Here is a 16905-nt window from a genome sequence, read left to right as displayed (position 1 = left end):
TCCATGATCACGTACATGGAGTAGTTGAGGTAGGCCTGTTCGGTGAAGTCAGCCAGGGAGCGGCGCTCTACGCCGTCGAGACTGAGTTCCAGTGAGTCGCTCATGCGGGCCTCGTCATTTCAGGTTCTGGCGCAGCAGCATGGTGCCGCCGCGCTGGGTGAATTCAAGTTGTTTCAGGGCGCTCATGCCCAGCAATATCGTCTGGCCATCCAGCCCGGGCACCACCACGGCACGCACATCGCTCAGGCGAATGTCGCCCAGCTGCAGGCTTTGCAGGCGCGTACGGTAGCCTTCGGTGCGGCCATTGGCAGTGCTCAGCAGCACGGGGGCACCGCGCGGCAGGTCGAGGTCGCGGGCCAGCACCTCGGGTATCGCGACATCGGTGGCGCCAGTGTCGAGCATGAAATGCACGACCTTGCCGTTGATCGCACCATCGGCGACGAAATGCCCTTGGCCGTTACCTAGCAGGCGCACTTCGATGAAGCCGTCGCCGCGTTCGGATTGCACCACGGCGTTGGGGTTCTGCTGACGGTCTTCCCATTCGCCAAAGAAGCGCGTGGCGAGGAACATCGCCGCGGCCCAGGCCAACACCATCAGCACCCTGCCGGCGCGTTTCCCTGGCGGCTGCTGGCTCAAGGCTTGGCGCTCCAGCCACCGTCGGGCGCGGCGAAGCGCCAGACGATCGGGCGCGTCTCGCCATCGGCGCGGCTGCCGTTGTTGTTGTCCAAGCCGATCCAGGCGCCATCCTTGTCGATCACCAACGCCTCGGCCAGGCCGAACGGCTGGTCGTAGCGGCGCTCGTCGGTCAACGCATCGGCAGCGAACGACCAGCAGCGCTCGACCGCGCCAGTGTCGGCATCGCGACGGCAGATGCGAAAGGCATTGCGCTCGAGGGTGAACAGCTTGCCTTCGAACAGCGCCAGGTCGCCGAAATCCCGCGGCAGCGCGCGCGAGCCGGGCATCTGCGGCGGCTGCATCTCCACGCCGGCCTCGCTGAGCAATACGCAGCTGTTGCCACAGTTCCACACCGCCTGCTGGCGCTGCACGGCAATCAGCCCGCGGCGCTCGCGCTCGGCGGCCAGCCACAGGCGGTCGCCCGCCGGGTTGATCGCCAGGCCTTCGAACAAGGCGTTGAAGTGCAACAACATGCCGCTGGCGCGAGCCTGGCGCACCATGGCCTGGTCGATGCGCAGCCAGTTCGGCTCGCCCTCGACCGGCACCTGCAACACGGCAGCGTGGGTTTCGCTGGCCAGGTAGAAGTTGCCCGCCTGGTCGCAGGTGATGCCTTCGTAGTCCAGCTCACCGCCCCGAATGAAGGACACCGCCCAGTTGCGCACCTTCAGGCCCCAGGGCAGGCCGCTCTCCGGTGCAGGAGGCGGGACGAAGGCCAGCGCTTCGGCTTGCCACACGCGGGCCTGCTGGTCGAGCCGGTAGACTTGGTCGTCATCCCGGTCCGAAACGCCCCACAAGGCGCCACGGCACAGGGCCAGGCCCGACAGGTTGCCACCGCGCATGCCTTCGATCGGGTGCTCGCTGGTCAGCCTCAACTGCGGCCAGTCGCCTGCCAGTGCTGGCAAGGCGAACAGCGCGAACAAGGCGGCGAGTAGCAGACGCGTCAAACCAGGACCTCGGCCAGGTTGCCCTTGGTTTCCAGCCAGTTCTTGCGGTCACCGGCGCGCTTCTTGGCCAGCAGCATGTCCATGATCTCGGTGGTGCCTTGCAGGTCATCGAGGGTCAGTTGCACCAGGCGCCGGGTGTTGGGGTCCATGGTGGTTTCGCGCAGCTGCGGCGGGTTCATTTCGCCCAGGCCCTTGAATCGCGTGACCTGCGGCTTGCCGCGTTTCTTCTCGGCCACCAGCCGGTCGAGGATGCCATCGCGCTCGGCTTCGTCCAGGGCGTAGTAGATCTCCTTGCCCAGGTCGATGCGGTACAGCGGCGGCATGGCCACGTAAACGTGCCCGGCTTCCACCAGCGGGCGGAAATGCTGGACGAACAAGGCGCACAGCAAGGTCGCGATGTGCAGGCCGTCGGAGTCGGCGTCGGCGAGGATGCAGATCTTGCCGTAGCGCAGTTGCGACAGGTCGGTGGCGCCGGGGTCGACGCCCACGGCCACGGCGATGTTGTGCACTTCCTGGCTGGCCAGCACTTCGCCGCCGTCCACTTCCCAGGTGTTGAGGATCTTTCCGCGCAGCGGCAGGATCGCCTGGAATTCCTTGTCGCGCGCTTGCTTGGCGGAACCGCCGGCCGAGTCACCCTCGACCAGGAACAGCTCGGCGCGCATCGGGTCCTGCCCAGCGCAGTCGGCCAGCTTGCCAGGCAGGGCCGGGCCCTGGGTGATGCGCTTGCGCTCGACCTTCTTGCTCGCTTTCAGGCGTCGGCCAGCGTTGCTGATGGCCAGTTCCGCCAGTTGCATGCCCAGCTCGGGGTGGCCGTTGAGCCAAAGGCTGAAGGCATCCTTGACCACGCCGGAGACGAACGCCGCAGCCTCGCGCGACGACAGGCGCTCTTTGGTCTGGCCAGAGAACTGCGGTTCCTGCATCTTCATCGACAGCACGAAGGTGATGCGTTCCCAGACGTCTTCCGGCGCCAACTTGACGCCACGCGGCAGCAGGTTGCGGAACTCGCAGAACTCGCGCATGGCATCCAGCAGGCCCTGGCGAAGGCCGTTGACGTGGGTGCCGCCCTGGGCGGTGGGGATCAGGTTGACGTAGCTTTCCTGGATGCTGTCGCCGCCCTCGGGCAGCCACAGCAGGGCCCAGTCCACCGCTTCCTTATTACCGGCCAGGCTACCGCAGAACGGCTCGTCGGGCAGGCGCTGGAACTCGCTGACCGAGTCCACCAGGTACGAGCGCAGGCCGTCCTCGTAGTGCCACTCGACCTTCTCGCCGGTGCCTTTGTCCTCGAAGCTGATGGACAGCCCCGGGCACAGCACGGCCTTGGCCTTGAGCACATGCTTGAGGCGGCTGATGGAAAACTTGGGGGAATCGAAGTACTTCGGGTCGGGGCTGAAGTACACGCTGGTGCCGGTGTTGCGCTTGCCGACCGTGCCGATCACTTCCAGCTCGCTGGCCTTGAAGCCATCGGCGAAGGTCATCTGGTATTCGTTGCCGTCACGCTTGACCCGCACCCGCACCTGGCTCGACAGGGCGTTGACCACCGAGATGCCAACGCCGTGCAAACCGCCGGAGAACTGGTAGTTCTTGTTGGAGAACTTACCGCCGGCATGCAGCTTGGTGAGGATCAGCTCGACCCCGGACACCCCTTCTTCAGGGTGGATGTCCACCGGCATGCCGCGGCCATCGTCGCAGACTTCCAGGGAGTGGTCGGCATGCAGGATCACCTGCACCGAGCGGGCGTGGCCGGCCAGGGCTTCGTCGACACTGTTGTCGATGACTTCCTGGGCCAGGTGGTTGGGCCGGCTGGTGTCGGTGTACATGCCTGGCCGCTTGCGGACCGGGTCAAGGCCGGAGAGGACTTCGATGGCGTCTGCGTTATAGGCGCTAGCGCTGGGATTGGCCATGGGTTCTCGTCGTCAGTCGGGTGAATGCGGAAAAATCAAAATACAGAAAAATCGAGTGCTGCATATTGCTGGCGGGCAATACCGGCGAAGGCCAGCAAGGCTGGCATTTGCTCGGCGAAGCCTTGGTAGCTGTGGTCACCGCCCGCCTGGATGCGCAGGGCACAGGCCCGGTAGTAGCGCTCGGCATGGCGATAGTCCAGTGTTTCATCGCCAGTCTGCAACCACACTTGATAGCGCGCGGCGTCCTGGGGCTCTGGCACTTCCAGTTCGGCCAGAGCCTGCACGTGGTCCAGGGTCAGCTCCCAGGTTTCGTCGGTATAGAGGTTGCGCTGGGTGCCCAGGTAGCCGTCGAACAGCAGGTGCGGCCGTACCGCAGGGTTGACCAGCAGGGCCTTCAGGCCATGGCGCTCGGCCAGGTGAGTGGCATAGTAGCCGCCCAGCGAACTGCCGACCAGCAAAGGGGCACCGAGCTCGGCGATGGACGCTTCGAGCTGAGCGATAGCCTGGCGCGGGTGGTGGTGCAGGGCCGGGACGCGCACCTGCTGGGCCAGGCCCAGGTGCTGCATCACCGCCTCGAGCTGGCGCGCCTTCATCGACAGCGGCGAGCTGTTGAAGCCATGGATATAGAGGATGGAACCCGACATGCTGCCCCCGGAATCTGTGGCTTCGCGCCCGGTCGAGTGGGCGCAGGGACGCGCAGTGTAGCGTGTTCGCCGGGTTTTGGCGCAATGTCAGGTTTTTCGCAACATAACCTTCAAAAATGATGTTGTCCTCGCGGGCCTATTCGCGGGCAAGCCCGCTCCTACAGAGTCAGCGCGAACCCTGTAGGAGCGGGCTTGCCCGCGAAGAAAACGCCTCAGTAGCCTGGGCTGTTGAAGTCCAACCTCACCACGTAATCCCGCGCACGCTCCACGCCGGTCTCGATACGCCCATCGGCATGCAAGCGCAGCCAGCGGTAACCCGGCGGCTCCTCGCTGACCTTGAAGTCCTCGCTGCGCTGGGCGAACTGGATGCAGGTGGAGGGCGTTGCCAGCAGGCGCAGCCCATCGCGCAGCTCATCCCACTCCTGATGGATATGCCCCCAGAGCACGGCCTTGACCTGCGGGTGACGCCCCAGCAATTGCCACAGCTCATCGGCATTGTGCAAGCCAATGGGGGCGATCCAGGCGCAGCCGATATCCACCGGCTGGTGATGGCAGCACACCAGGCAATGACGCTCGCCGGCCTCGGCCAGGGCCGTTTGCAACGTGGCCAGTTGTGCAGGCTCCAGGAAACCATGGGTAGAACCCACCACCGCCGAGTCGAGCATGACGATGCGCCAGGCGCCGATGTCGGTCACCGCCTGCACCAGTTGCGGCGCCACCTGGGCCATGACCTGCGCCTCGTCATGGTTGCCTGGCAACCAACGGGTAGGCACGTCGAACACCGCCGTCAACTCGCGGAACGCTTCGTAGGAGGCGACGCTAGCGTCCTGGGACAGGTCGCCAGTGCACAGCAGCAAGTCGATGCGCGGCTGCTCCCGGCGTACCTGCTCGACCACGTGGCGCAGGCTGTCGCGCGTGGCGAGGCCCAGCAGGGTGCCGGCCGGGTCGGCGAACAGGTGGGCGTCGGTCAGTTGCACCACGTGTACGGGGGCAGGGACGGGGGATGGGTCTGGCTGGGCCAACGGCCTTCTCCTGGAGCGGATTCAGCACAGATTATGGCGTGAGAATGGTTTCGAGCAAACATTCGAAACCGACGGGCGTCACATTTCAGCGCACCGCTTCCAGCTCGTGGCCGCAGGCCAGGCAATGGCTCAGCCACTCGCCGAGGAACAGGTTGAGCTGGGCCTTTTCGTCCGGCTGGTGCATCGCGTCGTTGGGGTAGGGGTAGATGCTGCGCAGACGCCGGGTGTGCTCGGCGCTCACCACTTCGGCCATGCGCGCATCGTGGTACACCTGCACTTCCAGTTGCGGCACCGGCAGCCAGGGCAGGCTGTGCTCCTGACGCACCCGCACCGTGGTGGTGTAGGGGCAGGCCAGCAACACATCGAGCGCCAGCACGCCGAGCATCTGCTCGCCCTGGGTCATGCCGATACGCCGCGAACCCTGGGTATTGCGCATTTCCGGCAACAGGCGCATCAGCCGCGCATAATTGGCCTCGCAGACCGCCTGCAGGCCAGCTAGGTCGACCCGGTAGCGCTCGCGCAGCGGGCTCACTTCCACATCCCCCGCACTTCGTCGCGGTTCAGCGCCAGCCATTGCAAGGCGATGATGCTCGCGGCGTTGGCGATACGCCCATCGCGCACGGCTTGCAGGGCATCCTCGAACGACCACACGCGCACGCGGATATCTTCACCTTCCTCTTCCAGGCCATGCAGGCCACCCGCGCCTTCGCTGCTGCAACGGCCCAGGAACAGGTGCACGAACTCGTCACTGCCGCCGGGCGAGGGGAAGTAGCGGGTCATCGGCCACAGGGCGCTGAACGCAAGGCCGGCTTCTTCATCGGCTTCGCGGTGGGCGACTTCCTCAGGTTGCTCGTCCTTGTCGATCAGGCCGGCGACCAGCTCGATCAACCAGGGATTGGCCACCTTGCCCAAGGCGCCGACGCGGAACTGCTCGATCAGCACCACCTCGTCGCGCTGCGGGTCGTAGGGCAGTACACAGACGGCGTCGTGGCGCACGAACAGCTCGCGGCTGATCTCACGGCCCATTCCGCCGGCGAACAACTCGTGGCGCAGGTGCACCCTGTCGAGCTTGTAGAAGCCCTGGAAGCAGTTGATGCGCTCGACGATCTCGACCGCCGCAGGCACCGAATTCAACGTGTCTGACATGGGAATCCTCATTACCTCGTTTACCGCATCGCGCCATCCTACTCTGCGTGCCGCCGCGTTTCATCCCCTTGACGCGACCGTTCGGGCAGGCGGGACAGGCCGCCTTGTCTTTGATAGCTTAGTGGCGAACCGAAGGCCGTGCCGACGGTCCAAGGCCGATTCATCCAAGTTCTGCAAGGATCCTCATGACGCTTGTCAAACTGACTGCCGTGGCCGTGCTGGCACTGACCCTCGGCGCCTGCCAGAGCCTGTTCGCGCCCAATTACCGGGCTCCGCTGGAGGTCAAGCGCGAAGCCTGGGAGCACGTGAAACCTGGCTGCAGCGAAAGCGACTGCCCGCTGGTGAACATCGACACCGTGCACTTCCCGGCCCTGCCCAAGCTCGACGGCATCGTCGAGAAACGCCTGCTGCAACTGACCGAGGACAGCCAGCGCAGCAACGCACCGACCACCCTGCAAGCCTACGAACAGCAGTACCTGGCCAGCGCGCAGAAGCGCAACAGCAGCTACCTGCAGGCCAAGGTACGCGAGCAGCATGACGGACTGGTGATCGTCGAGCTGTCCAGCTACCTCGACACCGGCGGCGCCCATGGTATGCCGGGGCGCGCCTTCATCAACTATTCGCGCAAGCTGGACAAGGTGCTGACCCTGCAGGACATGCTGGTGCCGGGCCAGGAGGAAACCTTCTGGAAAACCGTGGAGGAATCGCACCGCGCCTGGATGATCAGCACCGGCATGGATAAAGACGCCGAGTTCGTGAAGACCTGGCCGTTCAAGCGCTCGCCACACGTGGCGCTGACCTACGGGGCGGTGGTGGTGAAGTACGAGGTGTATGCGATTGCGCCCTACTCCATGGGCCATGTGGAACTGAAGATCCCCTACCCGCGCCTCAATGGCGTGCTCAAGCCCGAGCTGTTCCCAGGTCGCGGCTGAAACGATCGGGGGAGCGGACAACGCCGCTCCCCCGATCGTGATACATCGATAATACCGGGCGGCTACGCCGCCCAAACACTTACACCTTCTTGTACAACTGGCTACCTTCCTGACGGAACCGCTCGGCCTGCTCACGCATGCCGTTCTCCACCGTCACATCCACGGTTTCGATCTTCGCGGCGTACTCACGCACTTCCTGGGTAATCTTCATCGAGCAGAACTTCGGCCCGCACATCGAGCAGAAGTGCGCGACCTTGGCCGACTCCTTGGGCAGCGTCTCGTCGTGGAAGGAACGGGCGGTGTCCGGGTCCAGGCCGAGGTTGAACTGGTCTTCCCAGCGGAACTCGAAACGTGCCTTGGACAGCGCGTTGTCGCGGATCTGCGCGCCAGGGTGGCCCTTGGCAAGGTCGGCGGCGTGGGCGGCGATCTTGTAGGTGATGATGCCGGTCTTCACGTCATCCTTGTTCGGCAGGCCCAGGTGCTCCTTGGGCGTGACGTAGCAAAGCATGGCGCAGCCAAACCAGCCGATCATCGCCGCTCCGATGCCGGAGGTGATGTGGTCGTAGCCGGGGGCGATGTCAGTGGTCAGCGGGCCGAGGGTGTAGAACGGCGCCTCGTCGCAGCACTCCAGCTGCTTGTCCATGTTCTCCTTGATCAGCTGCATCGGCACGTGGCCGGGGCCTTCGATCATGCACTGCACATCGTGCTTCCAGGCGATCTTGGTCAGCTCGCCGAGGGTTTCCAGCTCACCGAACTGGGCCGCGTCGTTGGCGTCGGCAATCGAACCTGGGCGCAGGCCGTCGCCCAGCGAGAAGCTGACGTCGTAGGCCTTCATGATTTCGCAGATCTCTTCGAAATGCGTGTACAGGAAGTTCTCCTGGTGATGCGCCAGGCACCACTTGGCCATGATCGAGCCGCCGCGGCTGACGATACCGGTCACGCGCTTGGCGGTCAGCGGTACGTAGCGCAGCAGCACACCGGCGTGGATGGTGAAGTAGTCCACACCCTGTTCGGCCTGTTCGATCAGGGTGTCGCGGAACAGCTCCCAGGTCAGGTCTTCGGCGACGCCCCCCACCTTCTCCAGGGCTTGGTAAATAGGCACGGTGCCGATAGGAACCGGCGAGTTACGGATGATCCACTCGCGGGTTTCGTGGATGTGCTTGCCGGTGGACAGGTCCATGACCGTGTCCGAACCCCAGCGGATGCCCCAGGTCAGCTTGGCCACTTCTTCCTCGATCGAGGAACCCAGAGCGCTGTTGCCGATGTTGCCGTTGATCTTCACCAGGAAGTTGCGGCCGATGATCATCGGCTCCAGTTCCGTGTGGTTGATGTTGGCCGGAATGATCGCGCGGCCGCGGGCGATTTCCTCGCGCACGAACTCAGGGGTGATCTCTTTGGGAATACTGGCGCCGAAGCTGTGGCCAGCGTGCTGCTGACTCAACAGGCCGGCGGCGCGGGCTTCCTGCAACTTCATGTTCTCGCGGATGGCGACGTATTCCATCTCGGCGGTAATGATGCCCTGGCGGGCGTAGTGCATCTGCGAGACGTTGGCGCCGGCCTTGGCGCGGCGCGGGTTGCGCACGTGGTTGAAGCGCAGCTTGGCAAGCTCGGCGTCGTTCAGGCGCTGCTGGCCGAAGTTCGAGCTCAGGCCACCCAGGCGCTCGGTGTCGCCACGGGCGTCGATCCACGCCGAGCGCACATCGCCCAGGCCCTTGCGCACATCGATGATGACGTTGGGGTCGGTGTAGGGGCCGGAGGTGTCGTAGACCAGCACCGGGGCGTTCTTTTCGCCGCCGAAGTCGGTGGGGGTGTCATGCAGGCTGATTTCGCGCATGGGCACGCGAATGTCGGGGCGCGAACCCTGAACATAGACCTTGCGGGAATTGGGCAGCGGCTGCACGGACTGCTGGTCGACTTGCGCCGACTCGCTGAGGTGGATCGTTTTTTCTTGTTTGCTCATCACAGGCTCTCCAGACGGCTTCCAGCGGGCGGAATGTCGGGGGAAGAACCTGAAAGGCACGGACGCACCCCTTGATGGGTGCAGTGCCGGATACCTGGAGTGCCATCGAGCATGAACGTCGACAATCCCGGACCTGGCACAAGAGGCTCCCGGGAAGTGAGAGCAATCTTGTTCCCTACGCAGGCGCTAACCTGATCAGGTTCAACGGGATCCGCACCTATGCGATCTCAGCCTTCGATTCAAGGCACCCCGACAAGAACGTGGGCAGTCTAGACTGGAGTGGCCGGCAAAGCCAAGCACTCTGATGCGGCCCGCCAGGGCCGGGTGATGAAAGGCGCGATGGGCGATTGTTGCCGGGTGCGCGTGGCACTACACTGGCGCATCTAACAAAACTCAACAGTTCAGAAATTCAAGGATCGTCCTATGCTGCGCAAACTTTCACTGGCGATAGCCGTGTCTTGTGCGTCCAACGGAGTGGTTTGGGCAGCGGACGTGCCCACGACGGTGAAGACCGACCTGGTCAGCGTCTACCAGGAAGCCGTCGACAACAACGCCGACCTTGCCGCCGCCCGCGCCGACTACGGCGCCCGCCGCGAGGTGGTGCCGCAGGCCCGCGCCGGCCTGCTGCCGAACCTGTCGGGCGGGGCCGAGATGATTAGCACCCGCACCAAACTGGACGAGCCTTCGATCACCTCCAACCGTGGTGGCAACAGCTGGAGCGCCACCTTGTCGCAGCCGATCTTCCGTGCCGACCGCTGGTTCCAGCTGCAGGCCGCCGAAGCGGTCAACGAACAGGCCGCACTGGAGCTGTCGGCCACCGAGCAGAACTTGATCCTGCAAACCGCCGAGAACTACTTCGCGGTGCTACGCGCCCAGGACAACCTGGCCTCGACCAAGGCCGAGGAAGCGGCCTTCAAGCGCCAGCTCGACCAGGCCAACGAGCGCTTCGACGTGGGCCTTTCCGACAAGACCGACGTGCTGCAATCCCAGGCCAGCTACGACACCGCCCGCGCCAACCGGATCATCGCCGAACGCCGCGTACAGGATGCCTTCGAGGCCCTGGTGACCCTGACCAACCGCGAATACGCCTCCCTCCAGGGCGTGGTCCACAGCCTGCCGGTGCAGGTGCCGACGCCCAACGACGCCAAGGCCTGGGTCGAAACCGCCGCGCGCCAGAACCTCAACCTGCTGGCCACCAACTACGCCGTCACCGCCGCCGAGGAAACCCTGCGCCAGCGCAAGGCCGGGCATGCCCCGACGCTCGATGCAGTGGCACGCTACCAGAAGGGCGACAACGACAACCTCGGCTTCACCAACCCAGCGCCGCAACCCGGCGTGCGCTATGGCGGCGATGTGGAGCAGACCAGCATCGGCTTGCAGTTGAACATTCCGATCTACAGCGGCGGCCTGACCAGCTCCCAGGTGCGCGAAGCCTACTCGCGCCTGAGCCAGACCGAACAACAACGCGAGAGCCTGCGCCGCCAGGTGGTGGAGAACACCCGCAACCTGCACCGCGCGGTGAACACCGATGTGGAGCAGGTGCAGGCACGCAAGCAGTCGATCATTTCCAACCAGAGCGCGCTGGAGGCCACCGAGATTGGCTACCAGGTCGGCACCCGCAATATCGTCGACGTGCTCGATGCCCAGCGCCAGCTGTACACCTCGGTGCGCGACTACAACAACAGCCGCTACGACTACATCCTCGACAACCTGCGCCTGAAGCAGGCGGCGGGTACCCTCAGCCCGCAGGACTTGCAGGACCTGGGGCGTTTTCTGAAGGCGGACTACAACCCCGACAAGGACTTCCTGCCGCCGGACCTGGCGGAGGCGGCGGCGAAGAATTTCGAACGTAGGCCCTGATTTTCGTCGTCTGTCCGGGCCCTATCGCGGGGCAAGCCCGGGGTACACCGCTGCCCTTCAGAACAGCGGTGTACCTGTGGGAGCGGGCTTGCCCCGCGATAGGGCCCTCAAAATCAACGAAGAAGCCGCGCCAAACCGTCGAGCAGCCGTTGCAGCGCCCCCTGGTTGGCCTGCATCACCGCCCTGCCCGCCTCGCCCATGCGCCGCGCATCCTGCGGCAACTCGACCAACCTGCGCACTTCCTGCGCCAACCCCTGGGCATCGTCCACCTGGCGCAACGCACCGGCCTCGCGCAGCATCGCGCTGATCTCGAGGAAGTTGAACACATGCGGCCCGGTGATGACCGGCAGCGCCAGCGCCGCCGGCTCCAGCGGGTTGTGCCCGCCCGTGGGCACCAGGCTGCCGCCGACGAAGGCGATATCGGCCAGGGCATAGAGGAATAACAGCTCGCCCATGGTGTCGCCGAGCAGCACCTGGGTATTGCTGTCGACCCTCTCGCCAGTGGATCGACGTGCAACGGTGAACGCCTCGGCACACAACGCATGCACCGCCGCGAAACGCTCCGGGTGACGCGGCACCAGAACCAGCAACGCATCGCTGTGCACTGCCAGCAACTGGCGATGCGCCTGGAGGATCAACGCATCTTCGCCCTCGTGGGTGCTGGCGGCGATCCACACCGGGCGCTGCGCTGCAGCCCATTGTTCACGTAACTGGCGAGCACGCGGCAACAGCTGCTCGTCCACCTTCAGGTCGAACTTGATCGAACCAGTCACCTGCACGCACTCGGCACGCGCACCCAGGCTGCGAAAACGCTCGGCCTCGGCCTCGGTCTGCACGGCGATCAGGCTCATTTCCTCGAGCATCGGTCGGGTCAGGCCGGCGAAGCGGGCATAGCCACGTGCCGAGCGTTCGGACAACCGCGCATTGGCCAAGGCCACCGGAATGCCGCGCTTGGCGCACTGATGAATATGATTGGGCCACAGCTCGGTTTCCATGATGATGCCCAGGCGCGGCTGCACATGATCGAGGAAACGCCCGGCGGCCCAAGGCAAATCGTAGGGCAGGTAGCAGTGCTGGATGCGCGGCTCGTCCTTGAACATCGCGCGGATGCGCTCGGAGCCGGTGGGGGTCATGCAGGTCAGGGTGATCGGCAGGTCCGGGTAGGCCTGGAGCAAGGCGCGCACCATGGGCGCGGCGGCAATGCTCTCGCCCACCGACACCGCATGCACCCAGATGCCGCCACGACGCATCGTCGGCAAGCCACGGGCAAAGCGATCGGCAATACGCTGTCGGTAGGCCGGCGCCTTGCGACCACGCAGGAACAGGCGCAGCGCAACCAGCGGCAGGCCCAGGTGAAACAGCAAGCTATAGAGGGTTCTGTTCATGGCGGCGAAGTGTACAAGGATCGGTGGAAAAAGGCCTGCTAGCCAATCGCCTTCAGGTGCACGGCGAAGCGCTGCGCCAACCACTGCGCCGCCGGCCCCAGCGGCTGGTCGCGACGCCAGGCCAGTTCGACCACCAGCGCCGGAGGCCGCCATTCGCTGGCCAGTTCCACCATATGCGCCTGGTAGGTCGGGTACTGCACCACATGGCGCGGCAACCAGGCCCAGCCCAGGCCGCGCATCAGCAGCTCGGCCATGGCGTAGAAGCTGTCGGCGCGCCACACCTGCGGGCTGATCGCCTGGCCGCCGGGGTAGTCGCTCTCCTGGGGCGCGATCAATAGCTGGCGATGACGCGCCAATTGCTGGCGGGTGACGCTGCCCAGGTGGGCCAGGGGATGGCCCACGGCGCACACGGTGACCATTTCCACGCTGCCCAGGACACGTCGCTCCAGCGATGTCGGAATGCTCTCGTGGTGGAAGAACAAACCCAGGTCGGCGCGCCGCTCAACCAGCTTGCGCGCCACATCGCCCTGGGCGGCGCTGGCCAGTTGCACTGGCAGATAGGGGTAGCGGCTAGCCAGTTCGTCCAGGCTGTCGATCACCGGCTGGTAAGGCATGGCTTCGTCCTGGGCCACCCGCAGCAGCGCTTCCTGGCCACGCATCAGGGCCAGCGCCCGGCCTTCCAGGTGCTCGCACTGGCGCAGCAACTCGCGGGCATCTTCCAGCAGCGCGGCGCCACTCTCGGTCAGCTTAGGCTGGCGACCACTGCTGCGCTCGAACAAGGTCACGTCGAGGTCGGCCTCCAGCAACGCGATGGCGCTGCTCACTGCCGACTGGGCCTTACGCTGCGCCCGCGCTGCCGCAGAAAACGAGCGCAATTCGGCGACCTGGACGAACAGGCGTAGCTGTTCGAGGTTCCACTGTTCGGCCATCGACCTATCTCCATAAACGATAGGTAATGACTTTACCCCATCCAGGTAGCGCCTAGAATGCCCGCTCAGTAACGGAGAAATCGGACCATGAACGCCTACCTCTACCTCACCATCGCCATCTTCGCCGAAGTCATCGCCACCGCCTCCATGAAGTCGGTCAAGGGCTTGAGCACACCGCTGCCGCTGATGCTGATGATCTGCGGCTACATCCTGGCGTTCTGGATGCTCACCCTGGTGGTACGCACCATCCCCATCGGTATCGCCTACGCCATCTGGGCCGGGATGGGCATCGTGCTGATCAGCGTGGCAGCGCTGGTGATCTACGGGCAGAAGCTGGACACCCCGGCCATGCTCGGCATGGCCATGATCGTCGGCGGCGTGGTGGTGATCCAGCTGTTCTCCAAGACCACGGGGCATTGATCGATAGGCACATGTGCCTGACGCGGGCTGTATACTGGGCAATCGTTCCAGTCTTCGAGGTACCCGCATGCCATCCGCCATTTCCACTGACGTACTCATCGTCGGCGCCGGGGTCGCAGGGCTCTGGCTCAACGCCCGGCTGCGCCAGCTGGGCTATTCGACGGTGCTGGTGGAACGCGCGAGCCTGGGCGGCGAGCAAACCATCAAGTCCCAGGGCATCATCCATGGCGGCACCAAATATGCCCTGCATGGCGCCCTCACCGGCGCCTCGGAAGCCATCGCCGACATGCCCCGGCGCTGGCGCGAGGCGCTGTCGGGCAGTGGTGAACTGGACCTGAGCCGCACCCGGCTGCTGTCCGATGCGCATTACCTGTGGTCGCCCGGCACCCTGGCCGGCAACCTCACCAGCTTCTTCGCCAGCAAGGCGGTGCGCGGCCGGGTCGACCAGGTCAAGGGCGAGCAACTGCCGCCCGCCCTGCAAGACCGCGCCTTCAAGGGCAAGGTCTATCGCCTGGCAGAACTGGTGATCGACGTGCCTAGCCTGCTGGCCAACCTCGCCCAATTGGCTGGCAACAGCCTGCTGGCCGGTGAGCGCATAGAGCCATTGCATGAAGGTGACGAGCTGGTGGGCCTGGTGGTCGATGGCCGCGAAATTCGCGCACAACGTGTAGTGCTCAGTGCCGGTGGCGGCACCGCGGCCTTGCTCAAGGCGCTGGGCCTGGAACAGCCCGGCATGCAGCTGCGGCCGCTGCACATGGTCATCGCCAAGGGGCCGAACCTCAAGCCGCTGTACGCCCACTGCCTGGGTGGCGGGCCCAAGCCCCGGGTCACCGTGACCACCCACCCGGGCAGCGATGGCCAGTGGGTCTGGTACCTGGGCGGCGACCTTGCCGAAGCCGATGGCGTAGCACGCGAGCCCGCAGCGCAGATCGCCGCAGCGCAAAAAGAAATCGCCAGCCTGCTGCCCTGGGTCGACCAAAGCCTGGTGCGCTGGGCCACCCTGCGCATCGACCGCGCCGAGCCTGCGCAATCGGGCCTGGTGCGCCCGGACAACGCCTTCCTCGCCGAACAGCAGCGCCTGCTGGTGGGCTGGCCAACCAAGCTGGCCCTCGCGCCAGACTTCACCGACCGCGTGCTGGCCAGTTTCGAGCGCGACGGCGTACGCCCCCTCGCCCACCCCGACCTCAACGACCTGCCACGCCCGCCGCTGGGCGTGCCCGCCTGGGAGCAACTGCTGCCATGAGCCTGCCAACCCTACACGACTTCCACCGCCCACTGGGCAGCACCGGCCTCAAGGTTTCGCCGCTGGGCCTGGGCACGGTCAAGCTGGGCCGCGACCAGGGCGTGAAATACCCCACCGGCTTCACCATTCCAGGCGACGACGAAGCCCGCCTGCTGCTGGCCCAGGCGCGGGAGCTGGGCATCAACCTGATCGACACCGCCCCCGCCTATGGCCGCAGCGAAGAGCGCCTGGGGCCGCTGTTGCGCGGCCAGCGCGAGCAATGGGTGATCGTCAGCAAGGTCGGCGAAGAATTCGACGATGGCCAGTCACGCTTCGACTTCAGCGCAGCGCACACCCGCCGCTCGGTGGAACGCAGCCTGAAGCGTCTGGAAACAGATCGTATCGAATTGGTGCTGGTGCATTCCGATGGCAACGACCTGGCCATCCTCGAGCAGCAGGAGGTGTACCAGACCCTCGCCGCGCTCAAGCAGGAAGGCAAGATCCTCGGCTATGGTTTCTCCGGCAAGACGGCGGCGGGCGGCCTGAAAGCGTTGGAACAAGGCGACTGCGCCATGGTCACCTATAACCTGAACGAACAGGCGGAGCGCCCGGTGCTGGACTACGCTGCCGAACACGGCAAGGCCATCCTGGTGAAGAAAGCCCTGGCCAGCGGTCACATCTGCCTGGCCCCTGGCATCGACCCGGTGCAGGCCAGCTTCGAGCTGTTGTTTGCCCACCCCGGCGTCAGCAGTGCTATCGTCGGCACCATCAACCCTGTGCACCTGGCCCACAACGTGGCCACCGTCGCCCGTATCCTGGGCCAGGCCTGAGCCGCCAGCGCGGCCGCCCAACGCAAGGAGGAGCCTCGTGGCGCGAACGCTGATCCGCAAGAACCCGAGCAACTTCAAGACCCTGCCACTGCATGTCGAAGCGACCCCCGACGGCTTGACCTACAAGAGCATCGGCATGCCGCTGAACTTCGCCCAGACGCTACAGCGGCGCAAGGCAATCAGCGTCAGCGACAACGAGCATTTCGTCACGGAACTGGCTAACCTCGGGGTTTCGGTGCGCCTGACCCTGCACTGGCAGAACCGCGACTACTGGGTATTGGTGCGCCAGCGACGCCAGGACCGCGGCGATGTGGTGCTGAAGCTGATCTCGGGCTATGTGCCGGCCCAGGAACTGAACATTCCGTTGCACACGGCCATCCAGGAAGTGGCCGAGGAGTGCCTGCTGGAAACGCCTGAAGGCTGGCTGGGCGGGCGCTTCAACGACACTTGGCTGCCCGCCCCCTACGCGGCGGCCCTGCATTACCGGGAAACGCCACCTTTCGAGCTGTTCCCAGCCTCCGGCGCGGCGCGGCCGGTGCACTGCGCCAACCTGATGCTGCTGGAGCGACCTCGGGCTTATGTACACCTGCCCACCGCCTCGCTGCAATTGATCTACGACCTGCGCTTGCAGGTGCCGAAGGACGTCAAGTCGTTGAGCCTGTTCCACGTCGATGAACGACTGGAGGGTGGCCAGTTGGTGGCGCGCCTGAACCGCAAGCGCCCTGACCTGTACCTGATGCCGCTCAAGGATGGCCAGCCAACTGCCGAACTCTACACCCTGAAGAAAGACCAGCTGGTGCCGGCGAGCACACGCGGCCTGTACTTGGCGGAAAGCTTCGCGCGCCAGGAAGGCTGGGTGGTGAAGGATGAACGAGTACGCTGGAAGGAATGGTTGAAGCAGCAGGGCCTGGAAGAGCCGAAAGCCAGCAAGGCGTCGCACTTGCAGCGCTTCAGTGACAAGGCAAAAGCGCTGCTGCGACGGGCCCGCACGTCGCTGCAAAAATAACGAAAGGGGCTGCAATGCAGCCCCTTTCG

16 protein-coding genes and 1 riboswitch are annotated in these 16905 nt (G+C 65.1%); of the genes, 6 read left to right on the top strand and 10 right to left on the bottom strand.

Annotated features, from left to right (window positions below):
• Nucleotides 1-114: 114 nt before the first annotated feature.
• From ACQKPE_RS05295 to ACQKPE_RS05265, 7 genes are all read right to left on the bottom strand, one after another.
• Nucleotides 115-636 carry a retropepsin-like aspartic protease family protein gene (locus ACQKPE_RS05295; protein ID WP_427663836.1) on the bottom strand — a complete coding sequence of 174 codons (522 nt, stop codon included), beginning with the start codon at nucleotides 634-636 and terminating at the stop codon, nucleotides 115-117.
• On the bottom strand, nucleotides 633-1610 hold the full coding sequence (locus tag ACQKPE_RS05290) for an esterase-like activity of phytase family protein (RefSeq protein ID WP_427663868.1): 978 nt from the start codon (nucleotides 1608-1610) through the stop codon (nucleotides 633-635). Before ACQKPE_RS05290 ends, ACQKPE_RS05295 begins: the two co-directional genes overlap by 4 nt.
• A 5-nt stretch (nucleotides 1611-1615) precedes the next feature.
• Nucleotides 1616-3520, bottom strand: a complete 1905-nt coding sequence (gene parE / locus ACQKPE_RS05285) for a DNA topoisomerase IV subunit B (protein WP_375098837.1) — start codon at nucleotides 3518-3520, stop codon at nucleotides 1616-1618.
• A 35-nt stretch (nucleotides 3521-3555) separates the two neighbouring features.
• Nucleotides 3556-4164, bottom strand: a complete 609-nt coding sequence (locus ACQKPE_RS05280) for a YqiA/YcfP family alpha/beta fold hydrolase (protein ID WP_427663833.1) — start codon at nucleotides 4162-4164, stop codon at nucleotides 3556-3558.
• A gap of 212 nt (nucleotides 4165-4376) precedes the next feature.
• The gene (cpdA, locus tag ACQKPE_RS05275) at nucleotides 4377-5186 is read right to left on the bottom strand and encodes a 3',5'-cyclic-AMP phosphodiesterase (RefSeq protein WP_427663831.1); all 810 of its coding nucleotides are present in this window, start codon (nucleotides 5184-5186) and stop codon (nucleotides 4377-4379) included.
• 85 nt (nucleotides 5187-5271) lie between these two features.
• Nucleotides 5272-5760, bottom strand: coding sequence for a DUF1249 domain-containing protein (locus tag ACQKPE_RS05270; RefSeq protein ID WP_427663829.1), 489 nt, complete (start codon nucleotides 5758-5760; stop codon nucleotides 5272-5274).
• Nucleotides 5715-6332: an NUDIX domain-containing protein gene (locus tag ACQKPE_RS05265; RefSeq protein WP_427663827.1), complete on the bottom strand. Its 618-nt coding sequence runs from the start codon at nucleotides 6330-6332 to the stop codon at nucleotides 5715-5717. Before ACQKPE_RS05265 ends, ACQKPE_RS05270 begins: the two co-directional genes overlap by 46 nt.
• 185 nt (nucleotides 6333-6517) lie before the next feature.
• Between ACQKPE_RS05265 and ACQKPE_RS05260 the strand changes: the two genes are divergently transcribed.
• Nucleotides 6518-7264 (top strand): RsiV family protein, encoded by a 747-nt coding sequence (locus ACQKPE_RS05260; RefSeq protein ID WP_427663826.1) that lies wholly within the window; start codon nucleotides 6518-6520, stop codon nucleotides 7262-7264.
• A 79-nt stretch (nucleotides 7265-7343) separates the two neighbouring features.
• On the opposite strand, the gene thiC is transcribed toward ACQKPE_RS05260, so the two are convergent.
• Nucleotides 7344-9224: a phosphomethylpyrimidine synthase ThiC gene (gene thiC / locus ACQKPE_RS05255; RefSeq protein ID WP_427663824.1), complete on the bottom strand. Its 1881-nt coding sequence runs from the start codon at nucleotides 9222-9224 to the stop codon at nucleotides 7344-7346.
• Between the two features lie 155 nt (nucleotides 9225-9379).
• Nucleotides 9380-9486: riboswitch (TPP riboswitch) on the bottom strand.
• 161 nt (nucleotides 9487-9647) lie between these two features.
• On the opposite strand from thiC, the gene ACQKPE_RS05250 reads away from it, so the two are divergent.
• Nucleotides 9648-11084: a TolC family outer membrane protein gene (locus tag ACQKPE_RS05250; RefSeq protein ID WP_427663822.1), complete on the top strand. Its 1437-nt coding sequence runs from the start codon at nucleotides 9648-9650 to the stop codon at nucleotides 11082-11084.
• 113 nt (nucleotides 11085-11197) lie between these two features.
• On the opposite strand, the gene waaA is transcribed toward ACQKPE_RS05250, so the two are convergent.
• Together waaA and ACQKPE_RS05240 are read right to left on the bottom strand one after the other, a co-directional pair.
• Nucleotides 11198-12469: a lipid IV(A) 3-deoxy-D-manno-octulosonic acid transferase gene (waaA, locus tag ACQKPE_RS05245; protein WP_427663821.1), complete on the bottom strand. Its 1272-nt coding sequence runs from the start codon at nucleotides 12467-12469 to the stop codon at nucleotides 11198-11200.
• A gap of 38 nt (nucleotides 12470-12507) precedes the next feature.
• Complete coding sequence (locus ACQKPE_RS05240; RefSeq protein ID WP_427663819.1) at nucleotides 12508-13398, bottom strand: LysR family transcriptional regulator; 891 nt, start codon at nucleotides 13396-13398, stop codon at nucleotides 12508-12510.
• Between the two features lie 87 nt (nucleotides 13399-13485).
• On the opposite strand from ACQKPE_RS05240, the gene ACQKPE_RS05235 reads away from it, so the two are divergent.
• The 4 genes from ACQKPE_RS05235 (at nucleotide 13486) to ACQKPE_RS05220 (ending at nucleotide 16876) form a co-directional block, all read left to right on the top strand.
• The gene (locus tag ACQKPE_RS05235) at nucleotides 13486-13818 is read left to right on the top strand and encodes a DMT family transporter (RefSeq protein ID WP_427663817.1); all 333 of its coding nucleotides are present in this window, start codon (nucleotides 13486-13488) and stop codon (nucleotides 13816-13818) included.
• A 67-nt stretch (nucleotides 13819-13885) separates the two neighbouring features.
• Nucleotides 13886-15061: an NAD(P)/FAD-dependent oxidoreductase gene (locus ACQKPE_RS05230; protein WP_427663815.1), complete on the top strand. Its 1176-nt coding sequence runs from the start codon at nucleotides 13886-13888 to the stop codon at nucleotides 15059-15061.
• Entirely contained in the window at nucleotides 15058-15870 is an 813-nt protein-coding gene (locus tag ACQKPE_RS05225; protein WP_427663813.1) for an aldo/keto reductase, read from the top strand. The genes ACQKPE_RS05230 and ACQKPE_RS05225 overlap by 4 nt, the downstream gene beginning before the upstream one ends.
• Nucleotides 15871-15907: 37 nt before the next feature.
• Nucleotides 15908-16876, top strand: coding sequence for a metal ABC transporter ATPase (locus tag ACQKPE_RS05220; protein ID WP_427663812.1), 969 nt, complete (start codon nucleotides 15908-15910; stop codon nucleotides 16874-16876).
• Nucleotides 16877-16905: the final 29 nt, after the last annotated feature.

This window comes from Pseudomonas sp. NPDC089554, from assembly GCF_050280645.1.
Taxonomy (GTDB): domain Bacteria; phylum Pseudomonadota; class Gammaproteobacteria; order Pseudomonadales; family Pseudomonadaceae; genus Aquipseudomonas.
This window is presented reverse-complemented; position numbering and strand designations above follow the sequence as displayed.